Raw genomic sequence first — 20,293 nt, 5'->3', positions numbered from 1 at the left:
ATGCGATTCTGCCGAAATTGTGATGTGACGCGCCTTTCTCTATTTCAAAATAATGTTGTCGTTTGCCGCGAATAATGGCGCCAATACCTGCTATGAAATAACGCTCATATATATTCCATTCTCTTTGATGAATACTCGCGTCGCTACAGGTAGCTGCGTTACAGACTTTTCTGAATGACCTTTTTAAAATTTTAGGATTTTCTTTATGGTAAACTCTGCGGTTCAGCTTTTTCAGGCGTCAATTTTTTCGTTTGTTAAAAGGTTTTTACCCAATTAAAGAGATATCTTTAACGGACTAACCAAAAGGTATGTTATGAGTCAAAACGATACGGAAAACGTCGTTAGCCGCAGCAAGATAAATCCCCCTGTATTTTTTATCTCTGCCGCATTAATCATTGTTCTTGTTACTTTTTCTTCCGTTTTCCCCGAGTTAGCGGACCGCAAATTCAAAGCGCTGCAGCAGGGCATTTTCACTAACGCCAGCTGGTTCTATATCCTCGCCGTTGCCCTCATCCTTCTTAGCGTGACCTACCTCGGCCTGTCCCGCTACGGCAACATCAAGCTTGGGCCGGATCACGCCCAGCCCGATTTTAGCTACGTCTCCTGGTTCGCCATGCTGTTCTCTGCGGGCATGGGCATCGGCCTGATGTTCTTCGGCGTTTCCGAACCGGTGATGCACTATCTGAACCCGCCGGTCGGCACGCCGGAAACCATAGAGGCAGCCAAGCAGGCCATGCGCCTGACCTTCTTCCACTGGGGGCTTCACGCCTGGGCAATTTATGCCATCGTCGGACTGATTCTGGCCTTCTTCAGCTATCGCCACGGTTTGCCGCTGACGTTACGCTCCGCGCTCTTTCCTATTATTGGCAACCGGATTTACGGGCCGATTGGCCACGCGGTGGACATCTTTGCGGTTATCGGCACGGTATTTGGCGTCGCTACCTCGCTCGGCTATGGGGTACTGCAGGTCAATGCGGGGCTGAACCACCTGTTCGGCGTGCCAATTAACGAAACCGTGCAGGTGATACTGATAGTGGTCATCACCGGTCTGGCAACGCTGTCCGTGGTCTCCGGGCTGGATAAAGGCATTCGTATTTTATCCGAGCTGAACCTCGGTCTTGCCGTGCTGCTGCTGCTGCTGGTCATGATCCTCGGGCCAACCGTCCTGATCCTGAAATCCTTTGTGGAAAATACCGGCGGCTATCTTTCAGAGATCGTCAGTAAGACCTTTAACCTCTACGCCTATGAGCCAAAATCCACCAACTGGCTGGGCGGCTGGACGCTGCTCTACTGGGGCTGGTGGCTGTCGTGGTCGCCGTTCGTCGGCATGTTTATCGCCCGCGTTTCCCGTGGCCGTACCATTCGCGAGTTTGTAACGGGCGTGCTGTTTGTTCCGGCCGGCTTTACGCTGCTGTGGATGACGGTGTTCGGCAATACGGCTATTAATCTGATCATGAATAAAGGAGCGAAGGATCTGGCAACTACCGTGCAGTCCGACGTTTCGCTGGCGTTGTTCAACTTCCTCGAGCACTTCCCGTTCTCTACCGTTCTGTCCCTAATCGCGATGGCAATGGTCGTGGTGTTCTTTGTCACCTCTGCGGATTCCGGCGCAATGGTGGTGGATACCCTCGCATCCGGTGGTTCCGACCAGACGCCGGTCTGGCAGCGTATTTTCTGGGCATTCATGATGGGGGCAGTAGCGATTGCTCTGCTGATTGCCGGTGGGCTGGGGGCGCTGCAAACGGTGACTATCGCCAGCGCGCTGCCGTTCTCCGTCATTCTGCTGGTCTCGATTTATGGTTTGCTGAAAGCGCTACGCATTGACGCCTACAAGCAGGACAGCCAGCAGATGACCACCATCGCGCCAACCGCTGCCCGCAATCCGATCTCCTGGCAGCGCCGCCTGCGAAACATCGCCTACTTCCCGAAGCGTTCGCAGGTTAAGCGCTTTGTCAGCGAAGTGGTTCATCCGGCGATGCTGCTGGTGGAAGCGGAGCTGGCCAAGCAGAATACCGTCTCTGCCATTGACGATACCGCAGACGATCGCATTCGTTTCGAAGTGGACTTTGGTGACGATCTTAACTTCGTGTATGAGGTTCGACTGCGCGCTTATATCCAGCCCGCCTTTGCGCTGGCTGGCCTGAGCGAAGAAGAGCGCGACGACGAACAGAAATATTACCGGGGTGAGGTTCACCTGAGAGAAGGCGGGCAGGATTACGATCTGATGGGCTGGAACCAGGAACAGATCATCCACGATATTCTCGACCAGTACGAGAAGCACCTGCACTTCCTGCATCTGGTTCGTTAACCAGCCGGATGACGCTGCGCTTATCCACCAGTTTTTAGGTCGGATAAGCGCCAGCGTTGCCCATTAGTTTTTGTATGTCGGATAAGCGCCAGCGCCATCCGACACTTAAGACACCTCAGGCAATATCAAAAATTCCAGTCCTCATCCTCCGTCTCAACCGCCTTACCCATCACGTATGACGACCCGGACCCTGAGAAAAAGTCATGGTTTTCATCCGCATTGGGTGACAGCGAGGCCAGAATGGCCGGGTTAACCTCCGCCATCTCCGGTGGGAACAGCGCGTTATAGCCCAGGTTCATCAGCGCCTTGTTGGCGTTGTAGCACAGGAACGCGCTCACCTCTTCGACCCAGCCCACGCCGCCATACAGCGCTTCGCTGTAGGCCATCTCGTTTTCATACAGCTCCAGCAGCAGACCGATGGCGAAGTTTTGCAGCTCTTCCTGCCGCTCCGCGCTCTCCTGCGCCAGCGCCTTCTGGTACTTGTAACCGATGTAATAACCGTGCACGGCCTCATCGCGAATAATCAGCCGGATAAGATCGGCGGTGTTGGTCAGCTTGCCCCGGCTGGACCAGTACATCGGCAGATAAAAGCCGGAATAGAAGAGGAATGATTCCAGAAACACGCTGGCAATCTTCTTCTTCAGCGGATCGTCCGCGTGGTAATGGGCGAGGATAATCTGCGCCTTGCGCTGCAAAGGTTCGTTCTCTTCGCTCCAGGCATAGGCCGCGTCCACGTCTTTGGTCTGGCAGAGCGTCGAGAAAATCGAGCTATAGGAGCGGGCGTGAACCGCCTCCATAAAGCTCACGTTCGACAGCACCGCTTCTTCGTGCGGGGTGAGGGAATCCGCCATCAGCGCCGGAGCACCAACGTTATTCTGAATGGTATCCAGCAGCGTCAGGCCGGTGAATACGCGGATCGTGAGCTGCTGCTCGTCGGGGTTCAGCGACTGCCACGCCGGAATATCGTTAGACAGCGGTACCTTCTCCGGCAGCCAGAAATTGCTGGTCAGCCTGTTCCAGACCTCCAGATCTTTCTCGTCCTCGATCTTGTTCCAGTTAATGGCCTGAATTTGCGCAAGCGTCGTCATGTTCTCTCCTTATAGGGCGCAGGACACGCAGCCCTGCACCTCCGTGCCTTCCAGCGCCATCTGCCGCAGGCGAATGTAATAGAGCGTTTTGATGCCCTTCTTCCAGGCGTAAATCTGCGCTTTATTGATATCGCGGGTGGTGGCGGTATCCCGGAAAAACAGCGTCAGCGACAGCCCCTGATCGACATGGCGCGTGGCCTCGGCGTAGGTATCAATGATCTTCTCCGGGCCGATGTCGTAGGCATCCTCATAAAACTCGAGGTTATCGTTGGTCATAAACGGGGCGGGGTAGTAGACGCGCCCGGTTTTGCCCTCTTTGCGGATCTCAATGCGCGAAACGATAGGGTGAATGCTCGAGGTCGCATGGTTGATATACGAGATGGAGCCGGTCGGCGGAATCGCCTGCAAATTCTGGTTGTACAGGCCGTGCTTCATCACGTCGTCGCGCAGCTGCCGCCACTGTTCCCGCGTCGGGATCTCTATCCCCGGCCTGGCAAACAATTCGCGCACCTTTTGGGTTTTCGGCTGCCACTCTTCTTCCAGATACTGGCGGAAATAGTCGCCGCTGGCGTAGCGGGAGTTTTCAAAGCCCGCAAAGCGCTGGCTGCGCTCCTGAGCCAGCAGGTTCGAGGCGCGAACGGCGTGCCAGGTGATGGTGTAGAAATAGATATTGGTGAAGTCCAGCCCCTCCGGCGAGCCGTAGGCAATGCCCTCACGGGCCAGATAGCCGTGCAGATTCATCTGCCCGAGGCCAATCGCGTGGGAGGCCGCGTTCCCGGCATCTATCGAAGGCACCGAGCGGATATGGCTCATGTCCGAGACCGCCGTCAGCCCGCGAATTGCCGTCTCTACCGTGCGGCCAAAGTTCGGCGAGTCCATGGTATGAGCGATATTCAGCGAGCCAAGATTGCAGGAGATGTCCTTACCGATCTGCGCGTAGTCGAGATTTTCGTCATAGGTGGACGGGCCGTTAACCTGCAAAATCTCCGAGCACAGGTTGCTCATATTAATGCGCCCGGCAATCGGGTTGGCGCGGTTAACCGTGTCCTCAAACATGATGTACGGATAGCCGGACTCAAACTGGATCTCCGCCAGCCGCTGGAAGAAGTCGCGGGCGTTGATAAACGTTTTGCGGATGCGCTCGTCCGCCAGCATCTCTTCATATCGTTCGCTCACCGCGATATCACCAAACGGCTTGCCGTAGAGGCGTTCCACGTCGTACGGCGAGAAGAGCGCCATCGGCTGATTATCCTTCGCTAACTGGAAGGTGATATCAGGAATGACCACGCCGAGGGAAAGCGTTTTGATACGAATTTTTTCGTCGGCGTTTTCGCGCTTGGTATCCAGAAAACGCAGAATATCAGGGTGATGGGCATGCAGATAAACGGCTCCGGCCCCCTGGCGTGCGCCAAGCTGGTTGGCGTAGGAAAACGCATCTTCGAGCATTTTCATTATGGGGATCACGCCGGAGGACTGGTTTTCGATGCGCTTAATCGGCGCGCCAGCTTCACGAAGATTGGACAGCAGGAAGGCCACGCCGCCGCCGCGTTTTGAAAGCTGTAGTGCAGAGTTCACCGCCCGGCCAATCGACTCCATATTATCTTCGATGCGCAGCAGGAAGCAGGAGACCAGCTCGCCGCGCTGCTGCTTGCCGCAGTTCAGGAAGGTTGGCGTGGCGGGCTGAAAGCGGCCGGAGAGCATCTCATCCATCAGTAGCCAGGCAAGCTTCTCGCTGCCCTGTGCAAGCGTCAGCGCTACCATGCAGACGCGATCCTCGAAGTGCTCCAGGTACTCTTTACCGTCGTAGGACTTCAGGGTGTAGCTGGTGTAAAACTTCCAGGCGCCGAGGAACGTTTTGAAGCGGAAGCCGCTGTTGTGCGCCTTCTCAAACAGCGCCACGACAAAGCCATACTCGTAGCGCTTCAGAACTGAGTCGTCGTAGTAGCCTTCGGCAACCAGAGCGCTGAGCCTTGCATGCTGGCTGGGATACTGACGGGTGCGGGGCAGCACGTGCTGCTCATGAAACTTTTCGACCGCCAGCTCGTCTTTGGCGAACTGGATGCGGCCATCGGCATCATAAAGATTCAGCATGGCGTTGAGCGCGTGATAGTCCGCGCTCCCGGTCGCGGTTACGCGGATTGATTCTGTCGTAGCCAAAATTCGCTCACTCCTTTACGCACGTTTTCGATGTCTTGTCCGGTGCCGAGCAGCTCAAAACGATAGAGGTACGGCACCCGGCATTTTTGGGCTATCACGTCGCCCGCCCGACAGAACCCTTCCCCGAAGCTGCGGTTGCCGCTGGCGATCACTCCGCGCAGCAAAGCCCGGTTTTCAGGGTTGTTCAAAAAGCGAATGACCTGAGCCGGCACCGCGCCCGCAACCCCGCCGCCGCCGTAGCTGGGGACGATCAAAATATAGGGTTCGGTCACGACCAGCTTCTGTTTAACCTCAAGCGGAATGCGCAGGGCGGGCAGCCCAAGGCGTTCGACGAAGCGCCGGGTGTTTTCCGAGTCGCTTGAAAAGTAAACGAGGCTGCTCATGCGTGGGCGACGAGGCGCAGGCGGTTGATCATGTCCGGGCGGAAGCCGCTCCAGCTCTCCTGGTCGGTGACAACGACCGGCAGCTGGCGAAAGCCCATGGCCCGCAGATCGTCCGCCGCTTCGGGCCGCTGGTCGAGATTCACCAGCTCAAAGGCAAAGCCACGGCTTTCGATGGCGCGTTTGGTTGCATGGCACTGAACGCAGTCGTTACGCGTGTAAATAGTAATGCGCATGATTCGTATTCTCTCGTTGGTTGATGAGTGAATACTAGATGTAGTTGAAATGATATTCAACCGTACAAGATATAGTATTTTTAGATAAGGGGATGTAGAGCGGCGGAGGGCGTGGCGAAAAATTGTAGGGTGGACAAGCGATAGCGTCATCCACCGGGAAATCACAAAATCTACATCCGCATGCTGATTGCCAGACGGTTAAAGGCGTTCATCAGGCTGGCGGTGAAGGTCAGGTCGCTTATCTCCTGAGCGGTGAAAAACTGCAGCAGCGGGCGGTAAACGGCGTCGTCCGCGCCGCCTTCGGTAATCAGCGTTACCGCTTCGGCCCACGCCAGCGCCGCGCGCTCTTTATCGCTGAAGTGATTACTCACTTTCCATCCAGCCAGGGCGTCCAGCTTGCTCTGCTCTACGCCGTCCTTGCGCAGCGCTTTGGCGTGCATCTCCAGGCAGTAGGCGCAGCCGTTAATCTGCGACACGCGCAGGAAAACCAGCTCAATCAGCGTTGAACCCAGCGAGCTGCCTTCCAGACCGCTCAGCGCCTGAAGCATAGGTTTAAACACGGCCGGGGAGAGGTCGTAGTAAGGCTGGCGTAATTCGATCATGGTGTTGCTCCTCATGTTGGTGTGGGGGCAATTTATCACTATGATGGACTGCCTGAGAGAGCCATAAATCAACTAAAAAAGCAGACCATGAAAAACAAGCCCGTCTCAATGATAGTGAACGCTCACCACGCTATTCCCCGCTACCAGCAGATTGCCCGCCAGATCAGACAGGCGATTGGCGACGGTGAGCTTGCGGCGGACAGCCGCCTGCCGTCCAGCCGGACGATGGCGCTGGAGCTGGGCGTGGCCCGGGCGACCGTGGAAAACGCCTACGGCGAGCTGGTTTCTCAGGGCTGGCTGGAGAGGCGTGGCCAGGCGGGGACGTTTGTCAGCCCCTCCGCAAGCCCGACGGCCAGCGGCGCAAACATTGCGTCCAGCCAGCCGCAGGGGGCACCGATGCCTTTTCAGATGGGCCTGCCCGCGCTGGACGCTTTCCCGAGGGCGCTGTGGGCGAGGTTGACGGGCAGAAGGTTACGGCTGCAGACGCGTTACGATCTGCTGATGCCGGAGGCAAACGGCGAATCGACGCTTCGCCAGGCCATAGCGGACTACCTGCGCTTTTCGCGCAGCATCGACTGCCAGCCGGAGCAAATCTTTATTACCGCGGGCTTTCAGGCCGCCATGCGGCTGGTGGTCGGGACGCTGGCGAAAGCGGGCGATGGCATCTGGCTGGAAGATCCCGGCTATCGCTACGTCCGCCCGGTATTTGCCGACGCGGGCATGGCGCTACATCCGGTGCCGGTGGACGGCGAGGGAATGCAGATTGACTATGGCCTGGAGCATTATCCCGAGGCGCGATTTGCGCTGTTAACGCCCGCGCACCAAAGCCCGCTGGGCGTGGCGCTCTCCCTTACCCGGCGGCATCAGCTGCTGGAGTGGGCGTCCGCGCGGCAGAGCTGGATCATCGAAGACGACTACGACAGCGAATTCCGCTACCACGGCAAGCCGCTGCCGCCGGTTAAAAGCCTGGACGGGCCGGAGCGGGTGATCTACGCCGGGACGTTCAGCAAGTCGCTGTTTCCGGCGTTGCGCACCGCGTGGCTGGTAGTGCCTCAACGGCAGGTGGCCGCCTTTGCGCGCCAGAGCAGGCATCTTCCCTGCACGGTGCCGATATTAATCCAGCAGACGATTGCCGATTTTCTGCGCGAGGGCCACTTCTGGCGCCATCTGAAAAAAATGCGCCAGTGCTACGGTGAGCGACGAGTCTGGCTGGAGGCCGCGCTGGCGGAGCAGGGATTTGACGTGGTCCCGCAGGCGGGAGGCATTCAGCTGGTGATGCGCGTGCAGGGCGACGATCGCGCAATGGTGGCTAAAGGCCGGGCGGCGGGTCTTGCCGTGCAGGCGCTAAGCGACTGGCGAATGACGCCAGCGGGCGAGGGCGGGATCGTGATGAGCTTCACCAACGTCACATCGCATGAGATGGCGAGGCGTTATGCGCTGAAGCTTCGCCAGGCCATAACGTAAAAACCCCGGAAGCCAGGGCTACCGGGGTCAGACGCACATTGAGTATCACTATCTGTGAATGCGCAAAGCCTGCTCTAGCGGCGGGAGCAAAGCAGCGCGCCGAGCACCAGGCCCACCGCTGCGCTCAGCCCAACGCTCTGCCATGGTTTTTCGCGAATGTATTCATCCGCACAGCCCAGCGCGTCGCAGGCGGCCTGCTTAACGCGGCCGCGGCCCTGCATACGGGCGCGTGTCTCTTTCAGGAGGGATTCAGCCTTTTTGCGCGCCGCTTCGCCTTCCTCTTTAACATCGCTACCGAAAGACTTGAGAACCTCTTCCAGCGTATCCGCCAGCTGGTTCACGTCACGGTTAATATCATCTACACCTTCATCAACTTCGTTTCGATTTGGACGGTTAAACATTTGCATCTCCCTTTTTGCGATGTGACTTTCAGTGTAGACCATAATGTTAACTAACGAGTCAGGTCACGGACTTTCACCTTCTTTATGGACTAATCCGAAAGCCGTGCTAATGCTGGTTAATGTATGGTTGCCTGGCTAAGAAGATGACGAGGAAAAAATATGTATTTAAGACCTGATGAGGTGGCCCGCGTACTGGAAAAAGCTGGTTTTACCATGGATGAAGTGACGCCAAAGGCGTACGGCTATCGCCGTGGAGACAACTATGTTTACGTCAATCGCGAAGCCCGCATGGGGCGCACCGCGCTGATTATCCATCCGACGCTGAAAGAGCGCAGCCAGTCGCTGGCCGACCCGGCGACGGACATCAAAACCTGCGACCACTATCAGCAGTTCCCGCTGTACCTTGCCGGTGACGTACATCAGCACTACGGTATTCCGCACGGCTTCAGCTCCCGCATCGCGCTTGAGCGTTACCTTTCAGGGCTGTTTGGCGAGCATTAATCTTCAGGACTGGCAGCGCTGCCAGTCACGCTCCCGGGTCAGACGCCTGCTTTGGCGTTACTGTATCCGCTCAGGCGGAACAGCCGACGGCAGTAGTCGAGAAAATAACCGTAAACCGCCCCCATCAGCATCGACACTACGATATTTGAGCTTACCGCTGCCGCAATCTGGTTCCAGTCTGCGCCCACGCTTAGCAGAATCAGCACGTAAACCGGGGACTGGAAGGTGACGTAGGCCAGCACGTCCGCCAGGTTTTTTACCCAGCTTGCCCGGCTGTAGCGGCGTGCAAAACGCATGCAGGCATCGCGATAGACGCCGTAAGGCCAGGCGATCAAAATATTGACCGGTACCGCCACCAGGCGTGAAGAGAGGGACTTGTCGAAGCTCATGCCTGAGAGAAAGATCTCAATCATCATGTTCACTACCGAGCAATAAACCACCATAGCAAAAGTATCTGCTGCTACGTGGCGCAGGCGTGACTCAGGAGAAAACATTATTCTGGCTCCGGGATGTGACGAGTAATAAACACCAGTAATCTTGCTGATTACCAGCTTGATGATTTGAGTAATTTAAGATGAGTAGATTATATCCCTGCATTTAATTCAGCAATTAGCGCAAAATTTTTATTTATCGCCGTTTCGTCAATAAAATCCGCTGAAAGGGGTGATCCGCCTGCGCTTTCCTGATTTTCTCGCCCTTAAGTCATCTTATTAATAAAAATCAATTGGTTGTGCTGGGGGTGGTTTTTGTCCTTTCCCAGGTCAGAAATATCGTTATATAATGATGTATATAACGATTTGCAAGGCAGGAGCAACCGGGTGGATAACCATTTTGGTAAAGGGTTAATGGCGGGGTTAAAAGCGCGTGAAGCCGACAGTGTCGCTCAGGTGGCACGGTTTTGCTCCGACTATAAAAGAGGCTTTGTACTGGGATTTACGCACCGTATCTCCGAGCAAACCGGAAACCGTCAGCGCGCGGCATGGGAAGCTGGCGTGCTGACGAGGCGCTACAACCTCGATAAAGAGCTGGTGGCGGATTTCTTCAGAGAAGTGAATGCCGATGCGGCGGTAAAGTGTTTTTTGGCGGGTTACGAAAAGGGCTATTGATTAGCGCTATATACCGCAGTGCCCGGTTGTTGAGAACTGGCGATGACATGGACAGGGCATATTTTATTTGTGGCTGGCGGGGCGTAACCCGCCAGCAGGGCCGGGGTCAGCAGACGCCGAAATCCCCTTCTTCCTGATAAAACGCCAGCTCCGAGGCCTTAAAAGTGATTTTCTCGCCGCTGAGAATATTCGCTGGCGTACAGGTCACCTCTTCCCCCTGAACGTCAATCACTTCCATTTTTGGTCCGCCTTTTTTCGGCTGGACGAGATCGCCTGCTTTAAACATATTTCGCCTCTTATCTTCGTGAAGGAACCCTGCTTTAACCATAGATCAGTTAATGCGAGAAAGCAGCCGCTATCGACGACGGTTCCAGGGCATGCCTTCCAGAAGGCGGGCCATGCCGCAAAAACCGCTGATACCGGCAAACAGCAGGCCAGCGCCGACGAAGCCGGACAGCATGAAGAACCCCGGATGAACGGCATAGCCAAGCACGACACCTGCCAGAATGAGCGAACCCGCCACAATCTGCACCTGACGCATCACCAGCAGCGGCTGGGAGCTGTCTGCCAGAATTTCCTGGCCCTCTTTCTTCCAGGCGTTCAGCCCACCCTCAATCAGCATCACCTTCGCCGGTTCGACGGCAGCCTCAAGCTTCTGTGCATTCTGCGAGGTGCGCATCCCGGACTGGCAGTAAAAAATCACCGTGTCGAAAGGATCGAAGGGGCCAAGACGATCTCCCTTATCGATGGCGGAAAGCGAAAGCAGATGCGCCTCGGGAATATTTTCACGCGCGTACTCGTCACGCTCGCGAATGTCGATCAGCGCCGCACCTTGTGCAAGCAGGACTTTGGCCTCCGCGGGGGAGATGGTTTGAACAGTCATAGGCTCCGTAACGCTTCCTGTGCAACTTGAATTAACAGGATGCTAAACCAGTGCCGTGGAAAGTGAAAGGCTGGCTACGGCACGGCCAGCTAAAATCACCAGCAAACAAACCCGCCATCCACGACTAAATCCACTCCGGTACAGAAAGACGCGGCGTCGCTGGCCAGGAATATAGCCGGGCCCGCCATTTCCTCCACTTTCGCCATGCGCTGGATCGGCGTCTGGCTTTCAAACTCTTTCGTCTGGTGCACCATTTCCGGTCGGGTATTCATCGGCGTTGCCGTGTATCCAGGGCTGATGGAATTAACGCGGATGTTTTTGTTCACCCATTCCATCGCCAGGCTTTTGGAGAGGTGAATCACACCTGCTTTCGAGCTGTTGTAATGCGCCTGCTCCAGACCTCGATTGACGATAATTCCCGACATGGAAGCGATGTTAATGATGGAGCCGCTGCCGCTTTCCAGCATCAGTTCCGCCTCGGCTTTGCAGGAGTTCCATACGCCCGTCAGGTTGATGTCGATCACGCGCTGCCACTGCTCTGCCTCCATTTCCAGTGCCGGATTGGCATTAGCAATGCCAGCGGCGTTGACGGCAATGTCCAGACGACCGAAATGACTTTTTGTCTGCGCCATGGCCTCACGCAGGTCGCTCAGTTTGCGTACGTCGCCGACGAACAGGCAAGCCTTTTGGCCCATAGCCTGAACGGCGTCCACCGTCTCGTTCAGGCCCTGGTCTTCGCGGACATCAAAGCAGACGATATTTGCGCCGGCACTCGCCAGGCCGCAGGCAATCATCTGTCCAATACCGCTGCCTGCACCCGTCACGAAAGCGACTCGACCCTGGAGATTGAAAAGCTGCTGTGAGAAATCTTTTGCGATCATCTGTATTCCTTTTCTGCTGCTTTGATAAATGAAGGGGCATCTTTGCCCTCAGGACATAATCAGCCCGCCATCGACATTGATCGTCTGGCCGGTGATATAGCGCGCATCGTCAGAGGCCAGAAATGCCACCAGTCCAGCAACATCTTCTGGTTTACCTGCCCGCTTGAGTGGGATGCCCTCAACCCATTCGGCCATCAGCTCACCTTTGCCGTAGCGTTTGGCGTCAGTGCTGAGAATTTCACCCCATACCCGGTCGTTGTACTCCCACATTTCGCTTTCGATAATGCCGGGGCAGAAGGCGTTCACCGTGATGTTTGAGGGAGCAAGTTCGTGGGCGAGGCTTTGGGTGATCCCTATGACGCCCATCTTGCTGGCCGCGTAGTGGGGGGTATAAATAAAGCCCTGGCGGCCCTGGCCTGAAGAGGTGTTGATCAGGCGACCCTGATTTTGTTTGACCATATATTTAGCGGCTTCGCGGCAGCACAGCCACACCGCCGTGGTATTCACGGCGAGGACTTTTTCGAAGTCGATTTTTGGCATGCTGTCGAAGTAATCGATGGTGATGACGCCCGCGTTTTGAATCGATACGTCGATATGGCCAAAGCGGGCAGCCGCCTGTTCGTACAGGCTTTTCACCTGTGCTTCGTCGGTGACGTCCACCACCAGAGACAGAATTTCCGCCTGATAACGCTCGCGCAGCGCGTCCGCCGTTTCATGAATGCGTTCGGCATTAGAAACCATTACCAGTTTTGCGCCGTCGCGGGCAAAACGTTCAGCGATACCTGCGCCAATGCCCCGGCAGGCACCAGTGATAACCACGGTTTTGTGTTGAAAATCTCTGTTCATTTATCTCTCCTGAATTTCTTGATTAACTCTGAGTCGGCTGTGACGCTGAGGGGACGGCCATTTTTTCTTCGTGGCGGCGCATCAGAATCACCTTGTTTTGCAGGCGCTGCTGGAATTGATCGACGATCACTGCGGTGACGATAACCAGGCCTTTAATCACCATCTGCCAGAAATCGCTGACGCCCATCATCACCATACCGTCGGCCAGAAAGACGATGACAAATGCGCCAATGATCGACCCGGATACCCGGCCACGGCCTCCCGCCAGTGCGGTGCCGCCCAGCACCGTGGCGCCAATGGCGTCCATCTCAAACATATTGCCGGTCATCGGGTGCGCGGTCTGGAGCTGCGAGGCCACAACCAGCCCGACTATGCCTGCACACAGCCCCGAGAAGGCATAGACAAAGATTTTGGATTTGACGATCGGCACGCCGGCCAGGCGAGCGGCGGACTCATTGCCGCCGATGGCGTAGATGTAGCGGCCCAGCGGCGTTTTGGTTGTCAGCCACAGGCTCAGCAGAAGGAAGCCGACCATCAGCCAGATAGGAATATAAATGCCGAGCAGCGAACCAGATCCCAGGATTGAAAAGCCGGTATTGCCCAGCGCTTCCATGCCGTTAAGGTTGGCGTAGGTGCTACCGTCGTTGAATAACAAGGCGGAGCCGCGCGCGACATACATCATGCCCAGAGTACAAATAAAGGGCGCAACGCCAAAACGGGTGACGACGGTACCATTAACAAACCCGATCAGAATGCCGAAGACGGCGACGATCAGAATCACTTCCGGCACGTTGAAGAAGATGATTGAGCCATTCCATAAAGGCAGACCGTTGGTTAACAGTGCGCCCGCCACCATGCCGCAGATCCCGGCGACGGCCCCCACCGAGAGATCGATTCCCCCGGTCAGGATCACAAGCGTCATACCAATAGCCAGCAGCCCGGTAATGGCAACGTGCTGAGTCATGATCAGCAGATTGGAGGTTGTCAGAAAGTTAGGCACCATTACGCTGAAAAAGATGACGACAAGAAGAAGTGCGATAAACGTTCTCGCTTTCAGCAGGTACATATACAACATATATTTCTGGTTCATGAGCAGCTCCTGCCTGAATTAATCTTGAGGGGTTGAAGCGGTAATTAACCGTTCACGAGTGATCTGCTGGCGGGACAGGTCGGCGGTAATACGCCCGTCCGCCATGACCAGAATACGGTCGGCCAGCGCCATAACTTCATCAAGCTCAGAGGAGGAAAACATCACCGCCAGGCCCTGGTGAGCCATGCGGCCAATCAGATGATAAACATCCGTTTTAGCCCCTACATCGATGCCTCGCGTTGGCTCGTCCAGCAGGACAACCTGCGGATTGGTCATCAGCGCCTTGCCGAGCACGACCTTTTGCTGGTTGCCCCCGCTTAGTGAGGTAATGGGCAGCCCGGTATCGCTAACCTTGATGGCCAGCTGCTGAACCATATCGCCGACGCGGGTTTGCTCCCGCTGCGGGTTGAGCCATGTCCAGGCGCGACGAAAACCCTGCAAACTCAGCTTCGAGAGCGTCATATTGGACCGGATGGACATCATCTGGATGACGCCTTCCCCCTGCCGATCTTCGGGTACCAGCGCCAGCCCTTTTCGTAGCCTTGCCTGAAAAGAAGATTTACAGATGTTCTCGTCGTTCAGATGAATGCTGCCCTGCTGGCAGGGCAGCAGGCCGATCAGCCCCTTAAACAGTTCGGTGCGCCCGGCGCCGAGCAGGCCGTAGATGCCGATGACTTCACCTTTGTGCAGATCAAAGGCCACGTTGTTCAGCCTGTAGCCGCCGCTTTGATGCAGGGCGGTCAGCCCTTCAACGCGCAGCACGCGGACTCCGCGAGGGGCGGGCTGATAGTCGAAGTGCTTTCTTTTGTCACCTACCATCTGCTCGATGATCCACGGAATGCTGGCATCGCTGACGCTGCGCTCGGAGACAAAGCGCCCGTCGCGGAAAATGGTGATGTGGTCGCCAATCTCCATCAGCTCTTCCAGGCGGTGCGAAATGTAGATGATGGTCACGCCACGGCGCTTAAGCTGCTCAATGACGTTAAAGAGAATTTTGACTTCAGACTGGCTTAGGGCCGAGGTCGGCTCATCCATAATCAGTACGCGGGTGTCTTTTGACAGTGCCCGGGCGATCTCCACCAGCTGCTGGTGGCCAATACCCAGCTCCCCCAGCGGCGTGAGCGGATCGACATCCAGTTCAAGGCGTTCCAGTAGGCTTTTCGCCAGCTCGTACTGGTACGCTTCGTTAATGCGCCCGCGCTGGAAAAACTCGTTGGCGATAAAAATGTTGTCCATCACATTCATATTCGGGAACAGGTTAAGTTCCTGAAAAATAATGCTGATACCGTGCTTTTCCGCCTGATGCGTGGAGCTTAAGGTGACCGGCTCGCCATCAAGAAAAATCTGCCCGGAGGAGGGGGATTCCACGCCCGCCAGCATTTTCATCATGGTTGATTTCCCGGCTCCATTTTCGCCAATAAGCACGTTGACTTTGTTGCGATAAACCCGGTAGTTGATGCTATCCAGGGCCACAACGCCTGGATACACGCGGGATAAATCACGGGTCTCAATAATGACTTCCGGCGTGCTTTGCTCACGGGCTGCTTGTGCTGAAAGGGTCATTGCGGCTGCCCCCCGAGGAGACGAATTTGCACGGGGGCGATATCGGGGAGAGCGTCCGGGATATCCCATGTGGAAAAGACGCCGTAGACCTCGCGGGTTTCACCCACTTTGACCTGCGCTTTTTGCACCATTTTGACTGCCCGATCGTTAATGGCTTTGCCGTACTCACCGAACAGAACCTGATCGTTAAAGTCCTGATAGGTCGTGCCTTTATAACCATCGCGCAGCTGGGTGCCGCGCAGGGTCGGGCCAATCTGCACTTTTACTTCCGTGCCGCCGACGTCCTTTAGCGTGAGCTTTCCGCTGCGGGAAGCGGTGTTGATGTCCACAATCTGACCTTCCGCTTTGACATAGAAAATACAGGGATTCTCAGCCTGCGATCGATAGCCAAGCGTCCGGCAGGCGGTGTCAAAATCCCCGGCTTTATGCAGGGCCAGCAGCAATTCACTGACCGGCTGCGCATCATGAAGTACCTGCGGTACCAGCTTTTGCTGCCAGGTCTGGTCAATTGAAGCCATGTGCGGGTTAGGTGGCGATGTTAACTCCGCCAGCTCCTGCTGCGACACGATGCGGCAGCCGCCCAGCCCCAGAATGGCCAGGGCGAGCCATAATTTTCTGGTCATTACCTTCTCCTCTGCGCCCCGTGCGGGGCGCGACAGCATGGCTTCAGGACTTAAAGTTGAAGTCGGATACGTTGTCCGCATTTTCCGGGGTGATAAGAATGCCGCGGAACATCACTCTCTGTTTCTGCGGTTTTTCATTTTTTTGCAGGTAGTTATCAAGATCCGCCACGCCCTGGGCCGCGATGGCCTGCGCCTGCAGCATGACGGTGGCTTTCAGGGTGCCCGCTTTTACGGCGTCGCGTTCTTCGTTGCTGCCGTCAATGCCCGCTACGATAACGTCGTCACGGCCCGCGGCTTTCAGGGCGGCAATCACACCCAGGGCTACCGGCCCGTTGCCGCATATAACGCCCTTCACGTCCGGGTGGGCCTGAAGAATGCTGTCCATGATGCGCTTGCCGTCAATCAGCGTACCTTTGGCGTCCTGCCTGGCGATGCTGGTCATGTCCGGGTACTGATCGATGACCTGGTGGAAGGATTTGGAGCGGGTTACGCAGTTGTTGTCCGCGAGGTTGCAGGTCAGTTCGGCGTATTTGCCTTTCTCACCCATTTTCTCGACAAAAGTGTTGGCCACTTCCGAACCCGCCTGGAAGTTGTTATGGGTAATCTGTACCAGCGCAACATCGTCGACCGGGATCTCGCGGTTGATGAGCACCACCGGGATGCCAGCATTTTTGGCTTTCTGGATCGCCGCCACGCTCGCTGTAGAGTCAGCGTTATCGAGAACGATGCCCTGAATTTTCTGGCCGATGGCGCTGTCGATCAGCTCATTTTGCTTTTTAACATCTTCACCGTGCGACAGGATGGTTGTTTTATATCCCAGCGCCCGGGCCTTCTCGCTGGCGCCTTTGGCTTCCGAGGCGTAGTAGGGGTTATCCAGCGAGTTGACCATGATCATGATGGTGCCTTTTTCCGCCGCGCTGGCGGCCAGCGATAGGGCACTCAGGGTGGCAATTGCTAACAGCCTTACACGTAATCTCATAACGATGACCTCTCTCTATAGTTATTGTGGGTACAGCGAAAGTTCGTGATTTTTTAGCCCCCGGCGCTGGCCGCTGGGCGCGTCGGGGGAGATGCTTGTTGCAGGATGCGCTCCACCGCATGGCGCCATTCGTGCCAGCGTTTTTGCAGGCGTCCGTGGCGCTGCATATCGGGCTGGAAGGTAACGTGCGCTGAGGCATAGCTTTCCATTTGTTCACGGGGCATCGAGCCAAGCGCCCTGCGGGCCAGCAGGGCCGCTCCAACGGCGGAAAGCTCGGGGATGCCGCTGCGCATGACCGGGCAGCCCAGCAGATCGGCCTGGTACTGCATCAGCCAGTTGTTACAGGTTGGGCCACCGTCAACCATCAGCGCGGAGAGGGTAAAGTCGTGATGCTGGCGCATGGCGAGCACCACGTCGGCAATCTGGTAGGTAATGGATTCCAGGGCGGCGCGTATCAGATGGGCCTGGCTGACGCCGCGGCTCAGCCCGCTGATAGCTCCACGCGCATTTTCGCTCCACCAGGGAGCGCCCAATCCGGTCAGCGCGGGAACGAAATAAACGCCCAGCGTAGAGTCAACGGAGGCGGGTAGCCCGCAGAGCGCGTTAGCAAGCTCCGCTTTTGGCAGACCGGCTAAACCGGTTATTTCGGCCATCCAGGCCACGGCGTCCCCCGTATGCGGGATGTTGCCCTCCAGGCCGTAGACAATGTCCTGCCCGTCGTGCCAGGCGATAGTGGTGGCCAGCGACCCGATGCTGCTCCGGGCGGAGGTTACCGGGGCCATCACCGAAGACCCCGTGCCGTAGGTGGCTTTGACGCGGCCCGGTTCGCCCAAAGCGTGCCCATAAAGCGCGGCATGGGAGTCGCCGACCATCGACATAATGGGGATGCCATCAGGGATACTGTCCAGCCCCCTCGTGTAGCCGAACAGTCCGCTGGAGGGCTGAATCTTCGGCAGCGCGGCACGCGGGATCTGGAAAATATCCAGCATGTCGTCATCCCAGCCAGCGCCCTGCAGATTCAGCAGCTGCGTGCGGGCGGCATTCGAATAGTCGCAGGCAAAAACGGCGCCCTGCGTCAGGTTCCATAGCAGCCAGCTGTCAATAGTGCCCAGGCAAATTTCCCCTTGCTCAGCAAGGGCAAAGCCGTTGGGTACGGATTCCAGCAGCCAGCGCATTTTGGAGGCAGAAAAAAGCGGTGCCACCGGCAGGCCGGTGGTGGCCTTGATAAGCGGTGCCAGATTGTCCCGGCGCAGGCCTTCACAAAACTCGGCGGTGCGCGAACATTGCCAGGTAATGGCGGAAGTGAGGGGCTGACCACTGCTGCGATACCAGGCAATAGCCGTCTCTCGCTGGTTGCTTATAGCCAGCGCGGCAACCCGCTCGGCCCCGACGTGGGCAACGGCCTGAGCCAGCACCCTGAGGGAAGCCGCAATCAGCATTTCACCGGATTGCTCGACCCAACCCTCACGCGGCGTTTGAATCGTCAGCGGCTGTGAAAATTTCGCCATCACGTTCCCGCTGCCGTCCAGCGCCACGGCCTTGGCATTGGTCGTGCCTTCATCAAGGGCAATAACAATCTCTTTCAAACCCGACATAACCTTTCTCCCAAAGAAATGCGATCCGGTGATAGGGGCAGCGAAGCCTGAGTATCTGCCCGCCGCGCTGCGGATAGTGGCCTGGTTTTAAGGTCCCTAAGCGGCAGTTCGCTTGCTGTTTGAATATATATTCGATGTTGATTATTTATTTGATACCTTAGCGAGATATTCCATGACGGGCTACTGGCAAAATCGTCAATTGTGCTAAAACTCACAGTTCTTTTATTAACCAGATGGAATTTTCAGCAGGCGCTGCAGATGGGACCAGGAGAGGTTTGATAAAGTATTTTATTGAAAAATAGAAGATAATTATCTCGTCTTTGCGCGTGGTAAAACACAAAGACGAGCAGAAGAATTAATTCTTCAGCAGCAGCCTTGCCGAAGGGTAGTCGGTGATAAGCACGTCGATATAGCCCCCCGTCAGCGCGCCTTTGATCGCCGCAACCTTCTCTGCGCCGCCCGCAAGGGCGACGACGTTAGGGCATTTTTTAATCTTATCCAGATCCATGCCGATAACCGGATCCTCTTCCTCTCTCAGCACCGGGTTGCCCTGTTTGTCGTAGTAATGCAGACAGATGTCGCCGACCGCATTGCGCTTCGCCAGCAGCTCCAGCATCTCGTCGTGATAGTAGTTGCCGGAGGTCTTCAGCAGCTGCGAGGGCTCAAGAATACCGATCCCCACGATGGCGATGTCAACCTCGTCAAAGCGGGCAATAACGTCGGCGACATCTTTGCTGGCGACTAAGCGGTTTTTCTCCTCCATCGAGCCTTCAATGCTCTGGGAAGGTAGCAGCCAGGCTTCGCAGTTCAGATGCTGAGCGAGCGTCTGGGTGAGAATGGTCGCCTGGACGTTACCGTTTGGCCCCACGCCGCCAAGAAGCTGAATGATGCCGCTGGCTCTGAGATTCTGGGTGTGGACGGCGTCGACCATCGCGCGAATTGTGGAGCTCCAGGAAGAGATGCCGATCAGATCCTTTGGCCGCAGACGCGTTTCAAGATAGTGGGCGGCAGCGGAGCCGATAGCCCGCTTGATCGCGGCATCGGTGGCATCTTCCTCGACGTCAACAATCACGGCCTGCCTCAGGCCATACCGCTCCTCGATGCCCTTTTCCAGATTTAAAAAAATGTTGGAAGGCTGCACTACGCTGATCTTCACCACGCCTTCTTTCTGACAGCGGGTGATGGCCCTGGAGACGAAAGACTGGGAAAGAGAGAGTAGTTCTGCGATATCGGATTGCTTACGCCCTTCCAGATAATAGAGCGTGGCAATTTTTAACAGTAGGCGCTGTTCATCCTGCTTAGCCATACAATTCCTCAATTTAAATCCACAGAGTGCAGCCAGTAATCAGGGACATAATACTAGATGAGCGGCTGAGACTCAGCGTGACGGGACGCATATTTTTCGCCAATTTCCAGAATGCATGCTGGACAATTGAGCAAAAAGGGCATCATACTTGAATAGTAAATTATACATGAATAAATATTCATGAGCAATTTCAGTCTGGCACACGAGCGTTTGCAAAAGGGGAAAACCCGGTGCCCGAATCGATCGAACCGGGCATCCCGTGGCCGTGCTGATTTTTTTTGTCC

Annotated in this window: 21 protein-coding genes; 4 read left to right on the top strand and 17 right to left on the bottom strand. The window is 56.2% G+C overall.

Annotated features, from left to right (window positions below; genetic code table 11):
• Positions 1 to 313 precede the first annotated feature (313 nt).
• On the top strand, positions 314 to 2,308 hold the full coding sequence (locus AAE045_RS00370) for a BCCT family transporter (protein ID WP_455546003.1): 1,995 nt from the start codon (positions 314 to 316) through the stop codon (positions 2,306 to 2,308).
• 125 nt (positions 2,309 to 2,433) lie between these two features.
• Here the strand turns inward: AAE045_RS00370 and nrdF are convergent, their stop codons facing one another.
• The 5 genes from nrdF to AAE045_RS00345 all read right to left on the bottom strand — a co-directional run bounded on the left by nrdF (position 2,434) and on the right by AAE045_RS00345 (position 6,771).
• On the bottom strand, positions 2,434 to 3,396 hold the full coding sequence (nrdF, locus tag AAE045_RS00365; protein WP_455546002.1) for a class 1b ribonucleoside-diphosphate reductase subunit beta: 963 nt from the start codon (positions 3,394 to 3,396) through the stop codon (positions 2,434 to 2,436).
• 9 nt (positions 3,397 to 3,405) lie between these two features.
• Positions 3,406 to 5,553: a class 1b ribonucleoside-diphosphate reductase subunit alpha gene (gene nrdE / locus AAE045_RS00360; RefSeq protein ID WP_455546001.1), complete on the bottom strand. Its 2,148-nt coding sequence runs from the start codon at positions 5,551 to 5,553 to the stop codon at positions 3,406 to 3,408.
• A complete protein-coding gene (nrdI, locus tag AAE045_RS00355) occupies positions 5,526 to 5,936 on the bottom strand; it encodes a class Ib ribonucleoside-diphosphate reductase assembly flavoprotein NrdI (protein WP_455546000.1) in 411 nt (136 codons plus the stop codon). The genes nrdE and nrdI overlap by 28 nt, the downstream gene beginning before the upstream one ends.
• A complete protein-coding gene (gene nrdH, locus AAE045_RS00350; RefSeq protein WP_455545999.1) occupies positions 5,933 to 6,169 on the bottom strand; it encodes a glutaredoxin-like protein NrdH in 237 nt (78 codons plus the stop codon). Before nrdH ends, nrdI begins: the two co-directional genes overlap by 4 nt.
• 170 nt (positions 6,170 to 6,339) lie before the next feature.
• A complete protein-coding gene (locus AAE045_RS00345; RefSeq protein ID WP_455545998.1) occupies positions 6,340 to 6,771 on the bottom strand; it encodes a carboxymuconolactone decarboxylase family protein in 432 nt (143 codons plus the stop codon).
• Between the two features lie 132 nt (positions 6,772 to 6,903).
• Here AAE045_RS00345 and pdxR point away from each other — a divergent pair, with 132 nt between their 5' ends.
• Positions 6,904 to 8,235 (top strand): MocR-like pyridoxine biosynthesis transcription factor PdxR, encoded by a 1,332-nt coding sequence (gene pdxR / locus AAE045_RS00340; protein ID WP_455546562.1) that lies wholly within the window; start codon positions 6,904 to 6,906, stop codon positions 8,233 to 8,235.
• Between the two features lie 74 nt (positions 8,236 to 8,309).
• Here the strand turns inward: pdxR and AAE045_RS00335 are convergent, their stop codons facing one another.
• Positions 8,310 to 8,636 carry a DUF883 family protein gene (locus AAE045_RS00335; RefSeq protein WP_455545997.1) on the bottom strand — a complete coding sequence of 109 codons (327 nt, stop codon included), beginning with the start codon at positions 8,634 to 8,636 and terminating at the stop codon, positions 8,310 to 8,312.
• Positions 8,637 to 8,795: 159 nt separating this feature from the next.
• Here AAE045_RS00335 and AAE045_RS00330 point away from each other — a divergent pair, with 159 nt between their 5' ends.
• Complete coding sequence (locus AAE045_RS00330; RefSeq protein ID WP_455425503.1) at positions 8,796 to 9,137, top strand: YgaC family protein; 342 nt, start codon at positions 8,796 to 8,798, stop codon at positions 9,135 to 9,137.
• A gap of 38 nt (positions 9,138 to 9,175) precedes the next feature.
• Here AAE045_RS00330 and alaE read toward each other — a convergent pair whose 3' ends face one another.
• Positions 9,176 to 9,631, bottom strand: coding sequence for an L-alanine exporter AlaE (alaE, locus tag AAE045_RS00325; protein WP_455545996.1), 456 nt, complete (start codon positions 9,629 to 9,631; stop codon positions 9,176 to 9,178).
• 324 nt (positions 9,632 to 9,955) lie between these two features.
• Between alaE and AAE045_RS00320 the strand changes: the two genes are divergently transcribed.
• Positions 9,956 to 10,243 carry a DUF2623 family protein gene (locus AAE045_RS00320; RefSeq protein ID WP_455545995.1) on the top strand — a complete coding sequence of 96 codons (288 nt, stop codon included), beginning with the start codon at positions 9,956 to 9,958 and terminating at the stop codon, positions 10,241 to 10,243.
• A gap of 106 nt (positions 10,244 to 10,349) precedes the next feature.
• On the opposite strand, the gene AAE045_RS00315 is transcribed toward AAE045_RS00320, so the two are convergent.
• From AAE045_RS00315 to AAE045_RS00270, 10 genes are all read right to left on the bottom strand, one after another.
• Complete coding sequence (locus tag AAE045_RS00315; protein ID WP_455545994.1) at positions 10,350 to 10,529, bottom strand: hypothetical protein; 180 nt, start codon at positions 10,527 to 10,529, stop codon at positions 10,350 to 10,352.
• A 69-nt stretch (positions 10,530 to 10,598) separates the two neighbouring features.
• Complete coding sequence (locus tag AAE045_RS00310; RefSeq protein ID WP_455545993.1) at positions 10,599 to 11,126, bottom strand: rhodanese family protein; 528 nt, start codon at positions 11,124 to 11,126, stop codon at positions 10,599 to 10,601.
• Positions 11,127 to 11,221: 95 nt separating this feature from the next.
• Positions 11,222 to 12,007 (bottom strand): SDR family oxidoreductase, encoded by a 786-nt coding sequence (locus tag AAE045_RS00305; protein ID WP_455545992.1) that lies wholly within the window; start codon positions 12,005 to 12,007, stop codon positions 11,222 to 11,224.
• A gap of 48 nt (positions 12,008 to 12,055) precedes the next feature.
• The gene (locus tag AAE045_RS00300) at positions 12,056 to 12,853 is read right to left on the bottom strand and encodes an SDR family oxidoreductase (protein WP_455545991.1); all 798 of its coding nucleotides are present in this window, start codon (positions 12,851 to 12,853) and stop codon (positions 12,056 to 12,058) included.
• Positions 12,854 to 12,875: 22 nt separating this feature from the next.
• Positions 12,876 to 13,943 (bottom strand): ABC transporter permease, encoded by a 1,068-nt coding sequence (locus AAE045_RS00295; RefSeq protein WP_455545990.1) that lies wholly within the window; start codon positions 13,941 to 13,943, stop codon positions 12,876 to 12,878.
• 18 nt (positions 13,944 to 13,961) lie between these two features.
• On the bottom strand, positions 13,962 to 15,506 hold the full coding sequence (locus tag AAE045_RS00290) for a sugar ABC transporter ATP-binding protein (protein ID WP_455545989.1): 1,545 nt from the start codon (positions 15,504 to 15,506) through the stop codon (positions 13,962 to 13,964).
• A complete protein-coding gene (locus AAE045_RS00285) occupies positions 15,503 to 16,129 on the bottom strand; it encodes a DUF2291 family protein (RefSeq protein ID WP_455545988.1) in 627 nt (208 codons plus the stop codon). Before AAE045_RS00285 ends, AAE045_RS00290 begins: the two co-directional genes overlap by 4 nt.
• Positions 16,130 to 16,172: 43 nt before the next feature.
• Positions 16,173 to 17,108: a substrate-binding domain-containing protein gene (locus AAE045_RS00280; protein ID WP_455545987.1), complete on the bottom strand. Its 936-nt coding sequence runs from the start codon at positions 17,106 to 17,108 to the stop codon at positions 16,173 to 16,175.
• Between the two features lie 53 nt (positions 17,109 to 17,161).
• Complete coding sequence (locus AAE045_RS00275; RefSeq protein ID WP_455545986.1) at positions 17,162 to 18,703, bottom strand: FGGY family carbohydrate kinase; 1,542 nt, start codon at positions 18,701 to 18,703, stop codon at positions 17,162 to 17,164.
• 355 nt (positions 18,704 to 19,058) lie between these two features.
• On the bottom strand, positions 19,059 to 20,009 hold the full coding sequence (locus tag AAE045_RS00270) for a sugar-binding transcriptional regulator (RefSeq protein WP_455545985.1): 951 nt from the start codon (positions 20,007 to 20,009) through the stop codon (positions 19,059 to 19,061).
• Between the last annotated feature and the right edge of the window lie 284 nt (positions 20,010 to 20,293).

Origin of the sequence: Dryocola clanedunensis (assembly GCF_038405435.1) — a bacterium.
GTDB classification, from domain to species: Bacteria; Pseudomonadota; Gammaproteobacteria; order Enterobacterales; family Enterobacteriaceae; genus Dryocola; species Dryocola clanedunensis_A.
Note: the sequence above shows the minus strand (reverse complement) of the source record. Positions and strands in the feature narration are given on the sequence as shown.